Origin of the sequence: Planococcus maitriensis (assembly GCF_003289925.1) — a bacterium.
Taxonomy (GTDB): Bacteria; Bacillota; Bacilli; order Bacillales_A; family Planococcaceae; genus Planococcus; species Planococcus maitriensis.
On the sequence record NZ_QLZQ01000003.1, the window covers coordinates 74092 to 89452 of the forward strand.

18 protein-coding genes are annotated in these 15361 nt (G+C 47.3%); 17 read left to right on the forward strand and 1 reads right to left on the reverse strand.

Annotation, left to right across the window (positions count from 1 at the left end):
• Nucleotides 1-234: 234 nt before the first annotated feature.
• Nucleotides 235-978, reverse strand: a complete 744-nt coding sequence (locus DP119_RS08765) for a SurA N-terminal domain-containing protein (protein WP_112232821.1) — start codon at nucleotides 976-978, stop codon at nucleotides 235-237.
• Between the two features lie 229 nt (nucleotides 979-1207).
• Here DP119_RS08765 and hisC point away from each other — a divergent pair, with 229 nt between their 5' ends.
• From hisC to hxlA, 17 genes are all read left to right on the forward strand, one after another.
• Complete coding sequence (hisC, locus tag DP119_RS08770) at nucleotides 1208-2311, forward strand: histidinol-phosphate transaminase (RefSeq protein ID WP_112232823.1); 1104 nt, start codon at nucleotides 1208-1210, stop codon at nucleotides 2309-2311.
• 141 nt (nucleotides 2312-2452) lie between these two features.
• Nucleotides 2453-3361, forward strand: a complete 909-nt coding sequence (locus tag DP119_RS08775) for an NAD(P)/FAD-dependent oxidoreductase (RefSeq protein ID WP_112232825.1) — start codon at nucleotides 2453-2455, stop codon at nucleotides 3359-3361.
• A gap of 70 nt (nucleotides 3362-3431) precedes the next feature.
• The gene (locus DP119_RS08780) at nucleotides 3432-3731 is read left to right on the forward strand and encodes a hypothetical protein (RefSeq protein WP_112232827.1); all 300 of its coding nucleotides are present in this window, start codon (nucleotides 3432-3434) and stop codon (nucleotides 3729-3731) included.
• A gap of 59 nt (nucleotides 3732-3790) precedes the next feature.
• Complete coding sequence (locus DP119_RS08785) at nucleotides 3791-3973, forward strand: hypothetical protein (protein ID WP_058382011.1); 183 nt, start codon at nucleotides 3791-3793, stop codon at nucleotides 3971-3973.
• Nucleotides 3966-4334 carry a nuclear transport factor 2 family protein gene (locus DP119_RS08790; protein WP_167399207.1) on the forward strand — a complete coding sequence of 123 codons (369 nt, stop codon included), beginning with the start codon at nucleotides 3966-3968 and terminating at the stop codon, nucleotides 4332-4334. The genes DP119_RS08785 and DP119_RS08790 overlap by 8 nt, the downstream gene beginning before the upstream one ends.
• A gap of 262 nt (nucleotides 4335-4596) precedes the next feature.
• The gene (locus tag DP119_RS08795; RefSeq protein ID WP_112232831.1) at nucleotides 4597-5601 is read left to right on the forward strand and encodes a LacI family DNA-binding transcriptional regulator; all 1005 of its coding nucleotides are present in this window, start codon (nucleotides 4597-4599) and stop codon (nucleotides 5599-5601) included.
• A 25-nt stretch (nucleotides 5602-5626) separates the two neighbouring features.
• A complete protein-coding gene (locus tag DP119_RS08800; RefSeq protein ID WP_112232833.1) occupies nucleotides 5627-6583 on the forward strand; it encodes a sugar kinase in 957 nt (318 codons plus the stop codon).
• 15 nt (nucleotides 6584-6598) lie between these two features.
• Entirely contained in the window at nucleotides 6599-7144 is a 546-nt protein-coding gene (hxlB, locus tag DP119_RS08805; protein ID WP_112232835.1) for a 6-phospho-3-hexuloisomerase, read from the forward strand.
• A gap of 10 nt (nucleotides 7145-7154) precedes the next feature.
• Nucleotides 7155-8165, forward strand: a complete 1011-nt coding sequence (gene allD, locus DP119_RS08810; protein WP_112232837.1) for an ureidoglycolate dehydrogenase — start codon at nucleotides 7155-7157, stop codon at nucleotides 8163-8165.
• A gap of 38 nt (nucleotides 8166-8203) precedes the next feature.
• Entirely contained in the window at nucleotides 8204-9202 is a 999-nt protein-coding gene (locus DP119_RS08815) for a TRAP transporter substrate-binding protein (RefSeq protein WP_112232839.1), read from the forward strand.
• Nucleotides 9203-9272: 70 nt separating this feature from the next.
• Complete coding sequence (locus DP119_RS08820) at nucleotides 9273-9770, forward strand: TRAP transporter small permease (RefSeq protein ID WP_112232841.1); 498 nt, start codon at nucleotides 9273-9275, stop codon at nucleotides 9768-9770.
• Nucleotides 9767-11041, forward strand: coding sequence for a TRAP transporter large permease (locus DP119_RS08825; RefSeq protein ID WP_112232842.1), 1275 nt, complete (start codon nucleotides 9767-9769; stop codon nucleotides 11039-11041). The genes DP119_RS08820 and DP119_RS08825 overlap by 4 nt, the downstream gene beginning before the upstream one ends.
• Before the next feature lie 12 nt (nucleotides 11042-11053).
• On the forward strand, nucleotides 11054-12073 hold the full coding sequence (locus DP119_RS08830; RefSeq protein ID WP_112232844.1) for a zinc-binding alcohol dehydrogenase family protein: 1020 nt from the start codon (nucleotides 11054-11056) through the stop codon (nucleotides 12071-12073).
• 11 nt (nucleotides 12074-12084) lie between these two features.
• Entirely contained in the window at nucleotides 12085-12708 is a 624-nt protein-coding gene (locus DP119_RS08835) for a bifunctional 2-keto-4-hydroxyglutarate aldolase/2-keto-3-deoxy-6-phosphogluconate aldolase (RefSeq protein ID WP_112232846.1), read from the forward strand.
• An 11-nt stretch (nucleotides 12709-12719) separates the two neighbouring features.
• Nucleotides 12720-13778 (forward strand): mannonate dehydratase, encoded by a 1059-nt coding sequence (gene uxuA / locus DP119_RS08840; protein WP_112232847.1) that lies wholly within the window; start codon nucleotides 12720-12722, stop codon nucleotides 13776-13778.
• 11 nt (nucleotides 13779-13789) lie between these two features.
• Complete coding sequence (locus DP119_RS08845) at nucleotides 13790-14626, forward strand: SDR family oxidoreductase (RefSeq protein WP_112232848.1); 837 nt, start codon at nucleotides 13790-13792, stop codon at nucleotides 14624-14626.
• Nucleotides 14627-14653: 27 nt separating this feature from the next.
• The gene (gene hxlA, locus DP119_RS08850) at nucleotides 14654-15277 is read left to right on the forward strand and encodes a 3-hexulose-6-phosphate synthase (protein ID WP_112232849.1); all 624 of its coding nucleotides are present in this window, start codon (nucleotides 14654-14656) and stop codon (nucleotides 15275-15277) included.
• Nucleotides 15278-15361 lie beyond the last annotated feature (84 nt).

Genomic DNA, 15361 nt, shown 5'->3' on the forward strand with positions numbered 1-15361 from the left:
GCAGATGCGTCGCAAATGAATGTGCTCAGCACAGCTTCGCTCATTCATTGCCTGCGGGGTCTCTCAAACCCGCTAGTCCCACAGGAGTCGAGCGAATGCTTCTCCAAATACTCAGATAGAACATTGAATTTTGAATGTAGAAAAGGTGATTCCCTTTTTCATTCATAGCGGATTATAGACTTCTTCAACACTCCGAAAAAACCCCCTACCAATTGCGGTAGGGGGTTTGGGAAATTAAAGTTTTACTTCGATTTCAGCTTCTTCGCGTAATTCCTCTACGCGCGCGAAGGTAGCTTCCTGGTCTTTTTGCTCTTGCAATGATTGGCGGATGGTCGGTTCCATCTCTTCGAAAGCCGGTGCTTCTTCTTCAGAGCTTTCGGCGAATTGGTCATAAGCTGCCTGGACTTCTTCGTCGCTCACTTCAGGTGAGTCGATTTCTTCTTCCATATAGCTTTCGTAGACGAGCTGTTCACGCAATTGCTCTTCCATTTCTTCAAGGGTGAAGCCTGTTTCTGCAAGGGCCTCGTTCATCGCTTCTTCATCCTCGAAGTTGGCTTTCAATTCTTCCATGCGTTCTTCTACGACGGCCTCATCCGCTTCGTGGCCTTTTTCCTTGGCATCTTGCAATAGCACGGCGTTGCCGATGACGACGGACATCGCTTCATCTTCAATCAATTGAAGGTTCTCTTCAGTTGAAGGGTCCTGTCCTTGTGAAGCCAATGTCGATTCGAATTGGCGGGCGACGCTATTGTACACTTTGCCTTGGATCTCTTCACCGTTGACGACTGCGACAATCGCGTCTTCTTCAGGAAGTTCGAGCGCCGATTCGGCAGGGGCTGCCTCCTCCGTTCCTTCAGCCTGTTCGGTCTCAGGAGCCGCTGTTTCTTCGTTAGCGGTAGTTTCTTCATTATCAGAACACGCGCCAAGCACTAAGGCGAGGGCGAATGGGGCAAAAACAAATGTCATTTTTTTAATCATGTGAAAACTCCTCTTTCGTCAGTCTCGTTAAAGTAAACCACATTTAGGTAAGGGTTTCAAATTGTAGGCCGTGCCCCTTTCGGGAAACAGGGTTTTCTGTAATAATAGAGACTATTATTTTCTTTAACTTAAGTTGAATATGCAGGAAATCCAGCTTTAATGGTATCATTATTGATGGCAGTACATATTCATTCAATACTATTAAAAATAGATGACGGAGGCGTACATAATGGCGAATTTGGAGAATATCAAAGCACGCAAAACCTTGGATCAAATCCAGCCTTACTCACCAGGCAAGCCGATTTGGGAAGTACAGGAAGAACTGGGCTTGGAGCGCGTCATTAAGCTGGCGTCCAACGAAAACCCGCTCGGCCCGTCGAAAAAGGCTGTTGCGGCCATCGAACAAGGCGTACTCGGCCTGAACCGTTACCCGGATGCGGATGCCAGTGATTTGAAGAAAGCGATTGCCCAAGAGCATGGCGTCGAAAAGAATCAAGTCATTCCGACAAACGGCGCGGATGAGTTGATCACGCTGATCTCGGAAGCGTTCCTGGAACAAGGCGATGAAATCGTCGTACCGGACCCGTCATTCAGTGAATATGATTTCGGAGCGCACATCATGGGCGCGAAAGTCGTGAAAGTGCCGTTTGCACAAGATTTCGCATTCGATGTCGATGCCATGATCGCGGCAGTGAGCGACAAGACGAAAATCATTTACATCTGCTCGCCGAACAACCCGACCGGAACATATATGAAGAAACAGGATGTCCAAAAGTTATTGGACGCTGTAGGAGACATACTGGTGGTCTTTGACGCCGCGTATAGCCATTACGCGGATGCGGAAAATTATACGGACGGCACCGAATTTATCCGCCAAGGCTATCCATTGCTGACTTTGAAGACCTTCTCGAAAATCTATGGCATTGCCGGGGTACGCGTCGGTTTCGGCATTGCGGCGGATTCGATCATCACGTCGATCCTGAAAGTGAAAGAGCCGTTCAACGTCAATACACTGGCACAGCTTGCTGCGACGGCGGCAGTAACAGACCATGAACACGTGACCCAATCCCGCGAGGCGAATAGCCGCGGGCGCGAGTTTCTATATGAAGCATTCGAAGAACTGGGTCTTCCGTATACGAAGAGCATGGCGAACTTCGTGTTGGTCAAACTGGGCGACGAAGGAGAAGCACTTTATCAAGACCTGATGAAAAAAGGCGTTATCGTCCGCTATGGCAAAGGGTGGGGCCTTCCCGAGTACGTAAGGGTTTCCGTCGGCACCGAGGAAGAAAACGAATTTTTTGTCCAGGCATTGCGTGAATTGATCCAAAAATAAAGCAGGTGAAACGAAGCTTGCGTTTAAAACCGATTGTCCGGGAGACCCTGGGCAATCGGTTTTTTTAGGCTGTCTCCCTGTTTAATGCAGATGTGAAGGGGGAAGAGGGGAGGAAAACGAAATTAGAAAAGGATGAACGCTATGCTATACGATTGTGCCATTATCGGCGGGGGGCCTGCAGGTTTGAATGCTGCGCTGGTTCTTGGTCGTTCGAGAAGGAATGCCGTGTTATTTGATGATGACAACGGCCGCAATTTGGTGACCCGTGAAGCGCATGGGTTCATTACAAGGGACGGCATTTGTCCGGAAGAATTCAAGCGGCTCGGGCACGAGGAGATCCGCAAATACGGAAGCGTCAAAACGGAAAACGAGCGGGTCGTCAACATCAACCGGATTTCTGAAACCCATTACGAATTGACGACCGCCAGCGGAAAGGTTTTCCATAGCATCAAAATCATCATTGCAGCAGGATTGAAAGAAGAACTGCCGAATGTGCCGGATATTGAGAAGTTCTACGGCACGACCCTGTTCAGCTGCCCTTATTGCGATGGCTGGGAAATGCGCGACCAGCCGCTCGCGGTCATCGCAGATAAAAAAGTATTCACTTTGGCGAAGGAAGTCTACACGTGGAGCCGGGACTTGGCGGTCTTTACGAACGGGGAAGGGCGTCTGGAAGAAGAGGAAAAGCAGAAGCTGCTCGCCAAGGGAATCAAAGTTTACGAAGATACGATTTCCGGACTTGAAGGGGAAAACGGCAAGCTGAGGAGCGTCCGGCTGGAAGATGGAACTTTGATCGACCGCAGTGCCGGGTTTGTCACGCCTTTATGGAGCCATGCGACCGATTTCGCAAAAGAGCTCGGTTGCAAGCAAAACGAGCATGGGGGGATCTTGACGGATGATTACGGGCGCACGAACGTGTGGAATGTTTATGCGGCAGGCGACGCTTCGCTGATCGTCCCCTCACAGCTCGTCATCGCAGCGGGCGAAGGCAGTGCCGCAGCCATCGGGGTATGCGGGGATTTGACGAACGAATATTTCGATAAAATGTAGGCGCCGTTTCAGTTGCATAGACAAGCGCGGGTGCAGTAGACTTTAGGAAAACAGCCGGGAGGCGAACCGAATGGATCCGAAAAGCTTACTGTCTTCCATTACTTATGTCGACACGGAACGCTCGATCGTAGCCGGCCAGATGAAAATCACGCACACCGAATACGAAATTCATTTATACGAAGATAAATTGACCGCTTCGACTAAAGAGTTCAATTTGATGCATGTCTGGGATATTTCCTATAAGACCTTTTCCGACGATGCCAATTTGTTGTACTTGCACACGCATCGCGGCGTCTTGACTTATAAAGTCCCGAGGGACCCTGACCGTTTCATCAAGACTTTCAAAAAACTGAAAAACGCCAATTATTGAGAAGCTGGAAATCCCGGCTTCTTTTTTTCGAGTAGAATGGAAGAAAAGGGGGAATGGATATGGGAAACGAATATGCGGTCGGATGGGGAACGCTTGCGCTGATCAATGCAGGTCTCGCCCAAGGCAAAAACCGGAGCGGCCTTATGTGGTTCCTGGCGTCGCTGCTTCTGGGGCCCATCGCGACATTGGCCTTGGTGATATTCGAAAAATTACCGGAAGAAGGGGGCACACATGATGATTGAACCGATTAAGCTTGCGGAACGCTTTACCGAGTATGTCAATGCACGAGATGTCGAAGGGGTGCTGTCTGTTACGGACCATAATGTCGAGTTGATCAGTCCCGGGAAATCAGCCGCCGGACACGAAATGCTTGCCGAATGGGTGAAAGGCTCTGGCATGCAATTGGAGACGCTCAACAAATTCGCCAAAGGCAATCGAGTCATCTTCGAACAGCTCGCCAAGAAGAAAGGACAGCCGGGTGAATTTCATATTTTTACCTTTTTCGAAATGGACGATCAGAAAATCCATCGCATTGGGCGCTTCGATGAACTTGATGAAGCTTTCGGAGAGAGCGGGTTGAGCGAAAGTGATCAAATAAAGTAATTAGAAGTTCCAATCCCTTTGATATTTCCATGTAAAAACGCACTAAGCCCTGCCGCTAACTTCCTTGGAACTTGCGACAGGGCTTTATTTTATAGCTACTGTTTGGGATACAGTTTATCAGTAGAGTTCTCAAAAGAGTTCAAATCAGGACAAAAGGATTAAAATTGATTTTTCTAAAAATTAATGTTGATTTTGAAAGGGCTTTCAAATATACTTTGACTAAATCGATTTACTAAACCGGTTTAGTAGAGAGGGATTATAGATGAGAAAAGTAACCATGCTAGATGTCGCGGAAAAATCTGGTGTCTCCAAAAGTACTGTTTCACAGTATATAAACAATCGCTTCGAATACATGGCGCCAGCTACCAAAATACGGATTGAAGAAGCGATTAAAGAATTGGGCTATATCCCAAATTACGTGGCTAAAAGCCTGAAGCAAAAGAAAACAGGAACAATTGGTGTCATCGTAGCCAATATCCTTCATGTTTTCTCGACGGAAATAATCAGGGCCATCGAAGATGAATGCGAATGCAACGGGTTCCATTTGTTTGTCTGCAATGCAGACGACCAGCCTGAAAAAGAACGAGCCTATATTGATATGTTGATTGCCAAGCAAGTTGATGGCTTAATCATTTTTCCGACCAATGGAAACCAAGAATATTATAAGCAACTGAAAAATGCACAATTTCCCATTGTTTTTGTCGACCGGCTAATCGATCAACCTTTATACCCGACCCTTTTGCTCGATAATGAAAGCGCTTCACATATAGCTGTCGAAGAGCTAAGTAAAAAAGGACATAAAAAAATCGGGTTGGTCTCTACATCCATCGCTAAAAAAGTAACGCCCCGCCTTGAGAGAATCAGCGGTTTCAAAAGCGCGATGGAAGAGAGAGCGTTGGACGTAGATCCCGAATGGATTGTAGCGGATGAGCGGCAAGTATTGACGGAGCGGTTGCAGAAATTATGGGACTCAAACAATCACCCCGATGCATTTTTTGCAACAAACGATTTGGCGCTGATCGAGTTATTGAAGTTTATACGGAAAAACAAGTTGTCGATTCCGGAAGATGTCGGAGTGATTGCCATTGACGACTCACCTTTTCTGGAAATTGCAACGACCCCGGTCAGCGTCATCAAACAGCCGACCTTTTCAATCGGAAAAGATGCAGCCCAAACTTTGCTGTCGTTGATTAGCAGCACAAGCTTGGATGCAGTATATGAAGCAAAACGCTATGCCCCGGAACTGGTGGCAAGAGAATCTATTTAAAATGAGTGAGTGAGGAGTGTCCTAATTGTCGAATGAATTCAATGTGTTAACAATCGGTGACGCTATGATTACGATGAATCCGGCCACAACAGGGCCGCTGCGTTATGTCACGCAATTTGACCGGAAAGTCGGCGGTGCGGAAATGAATTTCGCCATCGGCTGCGCTCGCTTAGGCATGGGCAGCAAGTGGATCAGCCGATTAGGAAACGATGATTTCGGTAAAGTGATTTATAATTTTGCACGTGGTGAAGGCATCGACGTATCGGCAGTGCGTTTTGTGGAAGGGATACCAACTTCCCTTAATTTTAAGGAAATACACGAAGGCGGCGCTGGTAAAACATATTACTACCGGACTCCTTCCCCGATGGCTGACTTGAAGCCGGAAGATATCACAGAGGAATTATTTAAAGATATTCAATTGGTTCATTTAACCGGTGTTTACTTGGCGATAGCCGAACAGCATAGAGAAGTTGTCCATGCGATCATCCAATACGCCAAAGGGTTGAATATTCCGATCTCGTTTGATCCGAATATCCGCTTGAAGCTGTGGAGCATTGAAGAAGCGCGGCCTGTATACGAAAGCATCTTCCCGGAAGTGGACATACTGTTGACCGGCCTTGATGAAATTCAAATGATTTCACAAAAAGAATCACTCGATGAACTGCTGGCGTACATCCAGAAATTCAATATCTCCGATTTCGTCATTAAAGACGGAGCAAACGGATCCAGGTTGTGGAGAGATAACCGCTGGACAGAAGCTGCAAGTTTTCCCGTAACCCCAATAGATACAGTGGGAGCTGGCGACGGTTTTGATGCGGGGTATGTTTATGGATGGCTAAAAGGCTACAGCCCAGAGGAACTCCTGCGTTTCGCGAATGGGGTGGGGGCTTTGGTGACCACGGTAACCGGTGATAATGAAGGTCTTCCTTATTTAGAAGATGTAAGCGATTTCGTGGAAGATAGGAAAGTTGTCGAGCGTTGAGGAGGGAGTGACTTGATGCAAACACCGTTGATCATATTACAAGAACTGAATGAGCTAATCAAACGGGTGGATAAAACCCAGTATGATGACCTCGTGGATTTATTGAAACAGGACAGGCGATTCTTTTTCTTCGGTGAAGGAAGGTCGGGGTTGATGGCGAAGGCGGCTGCGATGCGCTTGATGCATTGTGGTAAAACGGTCTACGTGATTGGCGAAACGACAACACCTTCGATGGGCCAAGATGACATCTTACTCATCATTTCCGGTTCGGGAAGTTCGATTCAACTCAATGGGCTTTGCAAGATAGCGCATGAACTTGGTGCTGAAGTAGCCATGCTTACCGCAGATGCTTCCAAACTGCAAGAGCACCGATGCAGATATGGCTTTGCCATCCCTGCAGCTACGAAAAAAAGACGTGAATGGGAGCCTGCTACGATTCAGCCGCTAGGCAACCAATTCGACCAAGCTGCGCATCTATTATTGGACGCAGCCATAATCGATGGTCCTTACAGTGAAGATTCAATGGAAAATTTATCGAAGCGGCATACTAATATCGAATAGGAGAAAAACTATGGCAACAGTTACAGTAGCTTTCGAAGAAGTGAAAATTTTAATCCAGAAGAAACTCATCAAAGCCGGCTTGCGTGAAGACCATGCAAGGAAAGTCGCAGACGTGCTCATCCATGCTGACTTGCGCGGTGTCAGTTCACATGGAGCATTAAGGACCGAGCATTACATCAGCAGAATCCAGGCTGGCGGGATCAATACCGATCCTGAGATATCTTTCCATGCAACGGGCCCTGTTACAGGAACTGTAGATGGAGACGATGGGTTCGGGCATGTAGTCGCTGGAATCGCTGTGGCTCATGCGATTGACATGGCGAAGGCCAACGGAGTCGGTATGGTCACGGCAATGAACAGCAGCCATTGCGGCGCGCTCAGCTATTTTGTAGAAGAAGCGACGAAGCACGGCCTGATTGGCGTAGCGATGACCCATACGGATAAAATCGTCGTCCCTTTCGGTGGCAAGGAAGCATTTCTCGGCACCAACCCAATTGCTTACGGAGTTCCGGCAAAATCGGAGAAGCCGTTTATTCTCGACATGGCGACTTCAAATGTTGCATTGGGTAAAATCCTGCAGCAGAAAGAAGAAGGAAACGCTATTCCCGAAGGATGGGGAGTCGATGAAGCGGGAGTGCCCACTACAGACCCGGGGAAAGTTTCTGCACTGGTGCCATTCGGCGGTCCCAAAGGATACGGCCTTTCAATGGTAGTCGATATCTTCTCTGGCTTGCTTGCCGGTATGGCTTTCGGACCGCATATCAATAAAATGTACGGCGACTTGGATAAAAATCGCAAACTCGGGCATTATATTTGCGTCATCAACCCTTCGTACTTTACAGACTCAGAGATGTTCTTAGCGCAGATGGACCGGATGATCCGGGAAGTTAGGGAAGTGCCAGCTGCTGAAGGCTTTGAGAAAGTAATGGTGCCCGGTGAAATCGAACAGGCGAACGAAGAACACAACCGGCAACAGGGCATCACAATCGCGGAAACAACTTATGAGTTTTTAAAAGCATAAGCAGTCATAAAAAAATTACACAAAGGGGAGTTTTTATAATGAAGAAAAAATGGATGGTTGGAGTTTTTGCATCAGCATTGGTTTTAGGAGCATGTGGTTCAGATGACGCGAGCGAGGGCGGCGAATCTTCGGGCGGCACAACGGAATGGCGTTTCGGCCATTTGGCGGATGAAAATCACATCTGGCACAAAACGGCTTTGAAGTTTGAAGAATTGGTGGAAGAAAATGCAGACGGCCAACTGGAAATCACCATTTACCCGAATAACTCACTCGGTGGGGAAACAGATACGATCAACTCGATTCAAGCGGGGTCAGCCGACATGGTTATTTCGGGAGAGACTTTGCAAAACTGGGCGCCGAATGCAGCCTTGATGGCCGTTCCTTATGCGTTCCGTGACTTGGAGCACGTCCAAAGCGTAGTAGAAGGTGACATTGGTGAACAAATCAAGCAGGAAATCAGCGACGAAGCGGGTCTAACAGCGCTTTACTACCACACGCGCGCTCCGCGTAACTTGACGTCGAATGAACCGATTACGTCGCCAGACGATTTGAGTGGTTTCAGCATGCGCGTACCAAACGTTCCGTTGTTCTTGGACACTTGGCAGGCAGCTGGTGCAGCGCCACAAGTCATGGACTTTAACGAAGTGTTCACAGGGCTGCAACAAGGCGTTATTGACGGCCAGGAAAACCCGGTTGACCTTATCCAAAGTGGCGGCCTCTATGAAGTGCAGGATTATGTGAACCGTACTGAACACGTTTTCTCTTGGATCTATATCCTTGTCGGGAATGAGCAGTATAACGCCCTTTCCGATGACTTGAAACAAGTAGTTCAAGATGCAGCAGCTGAAGCGCAGGTATATGGAGAAGAATTGTATAACGAAGAAATTGAAACAATTGAACAGGACTTGATCGATTCAGGAATGGAATTCGTCGATGTTGACCAAGATGCATTCCGCGAAGCGATGACTCCGGCAGTCGAAAGCTCACTTTCTGCTGAACAATTGGAGCTGTATGAGCAAATTTTGGCAGTTGAATAATATAGAAGAATAAGGCACTTTCGTCCAACAGGTCGAATGTGCCTTTCCACTATGAAAGGAATGAACTCGGATGTCTATATTCCGGAAGTTGATCGACCGAACGCTGGCCTTCTTGACGATTGCGAGTTTTGCAGGCGTGATCATTATTGTCAGTGTACAAATTCTTTCGCGTTTCTTACCGTTCTCCTTTGTCTGGACAGAGGAATTGACGCGTTACCTGTTTCTATTCTCCATTGCTTTCGGAGCACCGTTGGCCTTGCTGCGCAATGAATTCATCAATGTAGACATTCTGCTGGCAAGAATGCCTGATAATTTCCGGAGATATTACGAAGTAGTGATTTACTTGACGATCATTTTATTAAGCTCGGTCATGGTAATCGAAGGATACAACTTCACGCTGCTCGGACATAACCAGAATTCAGCTACCATGCCGTTCCAATTATCATGGGTGCATGCTTCACTTTTGGTCATGAGTGTATTTTTGGTGTTCTACGCCGTTATCAAAATCATCGACTTACTGAAAAACAAACAGGATTACAGCCAGAATTTTGAGGGGGATGATTTATAATGGCAGCCCTGCTTTTCATTTCATTTATCGCATTGATTTTTCTTGGAGTTCCCGTGGCCTTCAGCCTTGGCTTGAGTTCTTTGCTGTATTTATTCATTGCAGATATTCCTTTGAATATCATTCCCCAACGAATGTTTGGCGGATTGAATTCTTTCGTCCTTCTCTGTATTCCAGGATTTATCCTGGCGGGGAACTTGATGAACGCAGGCGGGATTACAGAGCGAATCATCGGATTTGCCAATAATTTCTTCGGGCATATCCGAGGTGGTTTAGGACTCGCGAACGTCGGCGCCTCCATGGGATTTGCCGGAATTTCGGGTACGGCGCTTGCAGATACGGCGAGCATCGGGTCGGTTATGATTCCTTCGATGAAAAAGCAAGGCTACGGCGCAGGATTCTCCGCTGCCGTTACGGCATCTTCTTCGACTGTCGGACCGATCATTCCTCCTTCTCTTCCATTGATCATTGTTGGAACGCTTGCTTCACTGTCAATTGGCGACCTTTTCCTTGCTGGTGCGATTCCTGGTTTGCTGCTCGGAATCGGTTTGATGATTCCTACGTACTTGATTTCCGTTAAGCGGAATTACCCGAAAGGCGAGCGTCAATCTTTGAAAGCTATCGGAAAAAGTTTTGTCGGTGCTTTCTGGGCAATTTTGATGACAGTCATCATTTTGTATGGAATCCTGGGCGGTCTTTTCACACCTACCGAAGCTTCTATCGTGGCTGTTCTATACGCTTTCGTAATCGGTATCTTTGTTTACCGCGAATTGCCGGTGAAAAAAATACCGAAAATCATGCTCGATTCGATGACGACAACGGCTTCTATCATGCTGTTGGTCGGGTTTGCGAATTTGTTCGGCTGGATCATGGTGCGGGAGCAAATTCCGCAACTCGTTGCAGAGTCCATTCTTGGTATTTCAACAAATGCCATCATCGTCATCTTGTTAGTTAATTTACTATTATTGTTTGTCGGCACATTTATGGAGACGATTGCCGCATTGGTCATTTTGTTCCCAGTACTGCTTCCAGTAGCGGTGACGGTCGGGATGGACCCAATCCAATTCGGTGTCATGATGGTCTTGAACTTGGTGATCGGATTGGTCACACCGCCAGTCGGCGTCTGTCTATTCGTGGCTTCTCAAATCGGGAAAGTGTCCATCGGAAAAACAGCCAGGGAACTATTGCCGTTTCTCGGTGTGAGTTTAGCCGTTTTAATGCTCGTCGCATTTGTTCCTTCCATTACGACGTTCTTACCAAGTCTATTCGAATAGGTGGTTATATCAATGAAAGCAGTACAAGTTCCTAAAGCGCATGAAATGAAAATCATAGAACAAGATAGACCGCAGCTTCAAAACCCCCAGGATGTCTTAGTTCGAGTAAAGCGGGTCGGGATTTGTGGATCCGATATGCACATTTTTCATGGCAGTAACCCGCTTGCAACCTATCCCCGGGTGGTGGGGCATGAAGTGGCCGGAGAAGTGGTCGAAACAGGCGAAGCTGTAAGCTCCCTGAAAGAAGGTGATCACGTGGTGGTCGAGCCGATCAATTATTGTGGTGAATGCTATGCTTGCCGCAAGGGCCGCCCGAATGTCTGCGAAAAACTTTCCGTATTCGGGGTTCATGAAGACGGCGGGATGCGCGAATACATCGTATTGCCAGAAAAGCAACTTCATGCGGTAGACAAACAGCTGGACTGGGACGAAATCGTATTGGCGGAGCCTTATACGATTGGTGCGCAGGCAGTTTGGCGCGGACAGGTGGAAAAAGGCGATACCGTCCTGATTCAAGGTTGTGGGCCAATCGGTATTTGCATATTGAAACTGGCGAAGATTGCCGGGGCCACGGTTTATATGTCCGATCTCAGCGAAGAACGGCTTAAGTTCGCACAAGAAAATGGTGCAGATAAAGTCATCAACGCAGGAGCGGAATCAGTAAAAGAGAAAGTGCTCGAATTCACCAATGACACCGGTGTCAATGTGGTGATCGATGCCGTATGCATTCCGTCAACAGTCGAACTGGCCATTGATGTGGTCTCTCCAGCAGGAAGCGTCGTAGTGCTCGGATTCACCGAACAGCCGTCTGCGATTCCGCAATTGCCGATCACTAAAAAAGAAGTGACAATCGTCGGTTCACGGCTTCAGACCAATCAATTTGGGCCGGTCGTAAAATATTTGAATAGCGGCGAACTGACTTCAGGCGGGTTGATTACCCATAAATTCAAATTGGACGATGTCAAAGAGGCATTCTCTTTTGTAGAAAACAATCCGGACAAAGTGCGAAAAGCATTAATTGTCTTTGACTGAGGAGCGATGGAATGGTCCCGAAAATGAAAGTGTATGAAACGCTATTAACTGCCAAGGTAGTGGCCGTCATCCGAGGCGCAGATGCTGATGAAGCGGTTGCGGTAGCCAAAGCTTCAATTGCCGGCGGCATAACCGCAATCGAGCTGACTTATACGACTCCGAACGTTGCTAAAGCGTTTGATCAACTGGAAGGAACTGGCGATGCATTAATAGGCGCGGGCACCGTACTGGATGCACAGACAGCACGCCACGCATTGCTCCACGGAGCGCAATTTGTCGTCAGCCCTCATTTTGATGAGGAAATCGCCAAAGTCTGTAATCGCTATAACGTACCTTACCTTCCTGGCTGCATGACAATCAAAGAAATGGTGCAGGCAACGGAATGGGGCTGCGATATTTTGAAGCTGTTTCCCGCCAACGGGTTTGACCCTTCATTTATCAAGGCTGTAAACGGGCCGCTTCCGAAAGTGCGAATCATGCCGACAGGTGGCATCAATATGGACAATATGAACGATTGGCTGGATGCTGGCGCAGTGGCTGTAGGCATCGGGAGCGATTTGACTAAAGCCTACCAAGCAGGCGGGGCACAGCAAGTAACTGATTTGGCAAAACAATACCGTGCACGATTAGGGTAAAGGAGGCAATCATGAATATTACATTTCGTTGGTATGGACAGGATAATGACAGCGTCCAATTAGAGCAAATCAAGCAGATTCCCGGAACAAAGGGAATCGTTTGGGCTTTGCATCAAAAGCCGGTCGGTGAAGTTTGGCAAAAAGAAGAAATTCAGCAGGAAGTGGATTATATCAAGTCGCACGGATTTCACGCGGATGTTGTGGAAAGCGTCAATGTCCATGAATCGATCAAGCTCGGAAATGTAGATCGCGAGCAGTATATCGAAAACTACAAAGAAACGATCCGAAATTTAGGGGAAGCTGGAGTCAAGGTGATTTGCTATAACTTTATGCCGGTCTTTGATTGGACCAGAACAGCACTTTACGAGCCTTTGCCTGATGGATCGACAGCCTTATTTTTCGAAAAGGAGAAAATCGAATCACTGGATCCGGCAGAGTTGATTGAAACGGTGGCCTCAGCTTCTGATTTAACGCTTCCTGGATGGGAACCCGAAAAAATGTCGCGCATTAAGGAACTTTTCGAAGAATATGAAGGAATGACGGAAGAAACGCTTTGGGAAAACTTAAGCTACTTCCTTCAGGCGATTTTGCCAGTGGCAGAAGCAAGTGGCATCAAAATGGCTATCCATCCGGATGATCCGCCATGGTCGATTTTCGGTTTGCCGCGTATCATGACGAGTGGGGAAAGCTGGGAAAAACTGTTGTCGATTTCTGATTCTCCGTCCAACGGCATTACGTTTTGTACAGGATCCATGGGGGCGAATCCAGAAAATGATATGGTGGAACTGGCCGCGAAGTATGCTAAGCATTCGCCATTCGCCCATTTACGCAATGTAAAGATTTTCGAAAACGGCGACTTCATTGAAACGTCCCATTATACGCAGGATGGTTCCATTGATTTATCTGGAGTTGTCCGGGAATTTGCTTCTCAAGACTACGAGGGATATGCGCGGCCAGATCATGGCCGCCATATTTGGAACGAACAATGCCGGCCTGGATATGGTTTGTATGACCGTGCGCTTGGAATTATGTATCTGCTTGGGCTATGGGATGCCTATCAAGAAAAATAGGAGGTAGGAGAATGTTTTCTTCACACGAAAATCTGGCAGGGCGCACAGCAGTTATTACCGGCGGAAGCGGTGTTCTCTGCTCGGAAATGGCCAGAGCGCTTGCCACTCAAAATGTAAATGTCGCTATTTTGAATAGAACGGCGGAAAAAGGACAAACGGTAGCTGATGAGATTAAACAAGCTGGCGGGAGCGCTATCGCTGTAGCTGCGGATGTATTGGATCGGCAATCATTGGAACGGGCAAAAGAAGAAATTTTAAATGCTTACGGCCACATCGACATCCTCATAAACGGCGCTGGAGGAAACCATCCCGATGCCATCACAGACATTGAGCTTCACTCTGAAGACGGCCAAGGAAAAACATTTTTTGATTTGGAAGAAGACGGGTTCTCCCGTGTCTTTGCCAGTAATTTCACCGGTTCGTTTTTGGCCAGCCAAGTGTTCGGCAAAGAACTTCTTAAGCAGGAATCTCCGGTCATTTTAAATATTTCGTCCATGAGTGCATATTCACCGATGACGAAAGTTCCGGCTTACAGTGCAGCAAAGTCTGCGATCAATAATTTCACTATGTGGATGGCTGTTCATTTTGCTGAACAAAATTTACGGGTAAATGCGATCGCTCCCGGTTTTTTCCTGACTGCACAAAATAAAGATTTGCTGACCAACAAAGACGGTTCATTGACTCCGCGTTCCGGTAAAATTATGGCGAGCACGCCGATGAAACGTTTCGGCAAACCCGAAGATCTAGTGGGTACGATGCTATGGTTATTGGATGAAAATTATTCTGGCTTCGTGACTGGTATTACAGTTCCAGTGGATGGTGGCTTCCTAGCGTACTCGGGCGTATAAGGTCGGTCAATCATTGGAGGCGAGTATGTGAAACTTCAATTGGCATTAGACAGGTTAACGAAGGAAGAGTGTTTCCTTATGGTAGAGGAGACGCTCCCTTATATTGATTGGATTGAGATTGGTACTGGAGTAATCAAAGAGTACGGAATGGACATTGTGCGGGAAATGAAACTTCGTTACCCTGACATTGTTCTGGTGGCGGACATGAAAACATGCGATGCCGGACAATTTGAAGCCCAACAAGCTTTCGACGCTGGAGCGGACATTATGACCGTCATGGCATTCTCACATGACAAGACCATAGAGGCCGCTTTGTCGGTAGCGGCAGAACACAATGGCCAAATCATGATCGATATGCTCCAAGTGGACGGGAGTGGCCGGTTGGAGGAGTTGGAAAGTTTGGGTGCTACGCTTTTTGCCCTGCACATCGGAAAAGATGGGCAATCGGCTGGAAAGCATACAGACTTCCAGAAAGAACTTCAGCAGTTCACAAACCCGAAATTGAAGTTTGCGCTGGCGGGCGGTATTACTGCGAGTTCGATTCCGACGCTGAAAGGGAAAGGCTTTGATGTGTTGATTATCGGCAGCGCCATCACAGCTTCGGACAATCCTAGAAATGCCGCAAAAGAAATTCAAAACTTAATGAAGTGAAAAGAGTTGAATCCAAAAAGGATTCAACTCTTTTTTAATGATAATAATTATCGTTTAAGAAGCCTGTGAAAACGCATTAATTGA

What these genes read in the sequence shown, in the direction of transcription:
- DP119_RS08765 (WP_112232821.1), bottom strand. Translation starts at nt 978, where the DNA reads ATGATTAAAAAAATGACATTTGTTTTTGCCCCATTCGCCCTCGCCTTA.
- hisC (WP_112232823.1), top strand. Translation starts at nt 1,208, where the DNA reads ATGGCGAATTTGGAGAATATCAAAGCACGCAAAACCTTGGATCAAATC.
- DP119_RS08775 (WP_112232825.1), top strand. Translation starts at nt 2,453, where the DNA reads ATGCTATACGATTGTGCCATTATCGGCGGGGGGCCTGCAGGTTTGAAT.
- DP119_RS08780 (WP_112232827.1), top strand. Translation starts at nt 3,432, where the DNA reads ATGGATCCGAAAAGCTTACTGTCTTCCATTACTTATGTCGACACGGAA.
- DP119_RS08785 (WP_058382011.1), top strand. Translation starts at nt 3,791, where the DNA reads ATGGGAAACGAATATGCGGTCGGATGGGGAACGCTTGCGCTGATCAAT.
- DP119_RS08790 (WP_167399207.1), top strand. Translation starts at nt 3,966, where the DNA reads ATGATTGAACCGATTAAGCTTGCGGAACGCTTTACCGAGTATGTCAAT.
- DP119_RS08795 (WP_112232831.1), top strand. Translation starts at nt 4,597, where the DNA reads ATGAGAAAAGTAACCATGCTAGATGTCGCGGAAAAATCTGGTGTCTCC.
- hxlB (WP_112232835.1), top strand. Translation starts at nt 6,599, where the DNA reads ATGCAAACACCGTTGATCATATTACAAGAACTGAATGAGCTAATCAAA.
- allD (WP_112232837.1), top strand. Translation starts at nt 7,155, where the DNA reads ATGGCAACAGTTACAGTAGCTTTCGAAGAAGTGAAAATTTTAATCCAG.
- DP119_RS08815 (WP_112232839.1), top strand. Translation starts at nt 8,204, where the DNA reads ATGAAGAAAAAATGGATGGTTGGAGTTTTTGCATCAGCATTGGTTTTA.
- DP119_RS08820 (WP_112232841.1), top strand. Translation starts at nt 9,273, where the DNA reads ATGTCTATATTCCGGAAGTTGATCGACCGAACGCTGGCCTTCTTGACG.
- DP119_RS08830 (WP_112232844.1), top strand. Translation starts at nt 11,054, where the DNA reads ATGAAAGCAGTACAAGTTCCTAAAGCGCATGAAATGAAAATCATAGAA.
- DP119_RS08835 (WP_112232846.1), top strand. Translation starts at nt 12,085, where the DNA reads ATGGTCCCGAAAATGAAAGTGTATGAAACGCTATTAACTGCCAAGGTA.
- uxuA (WP_112232847.1), top strand. Translation starts at nt 12,720, where the DNA reads ATGAATATTACATTTCGTTGGTATGGACAGGATAATGACAGCGTCCAA.
- DP119_RS08845 (WP_112232848.1), top strand. Translation starts at nt 13,790, where the DNA reads ATGTTTTCTTCACACGAAAATCTGGCAGGGCGCACAGCAGTTATTACC.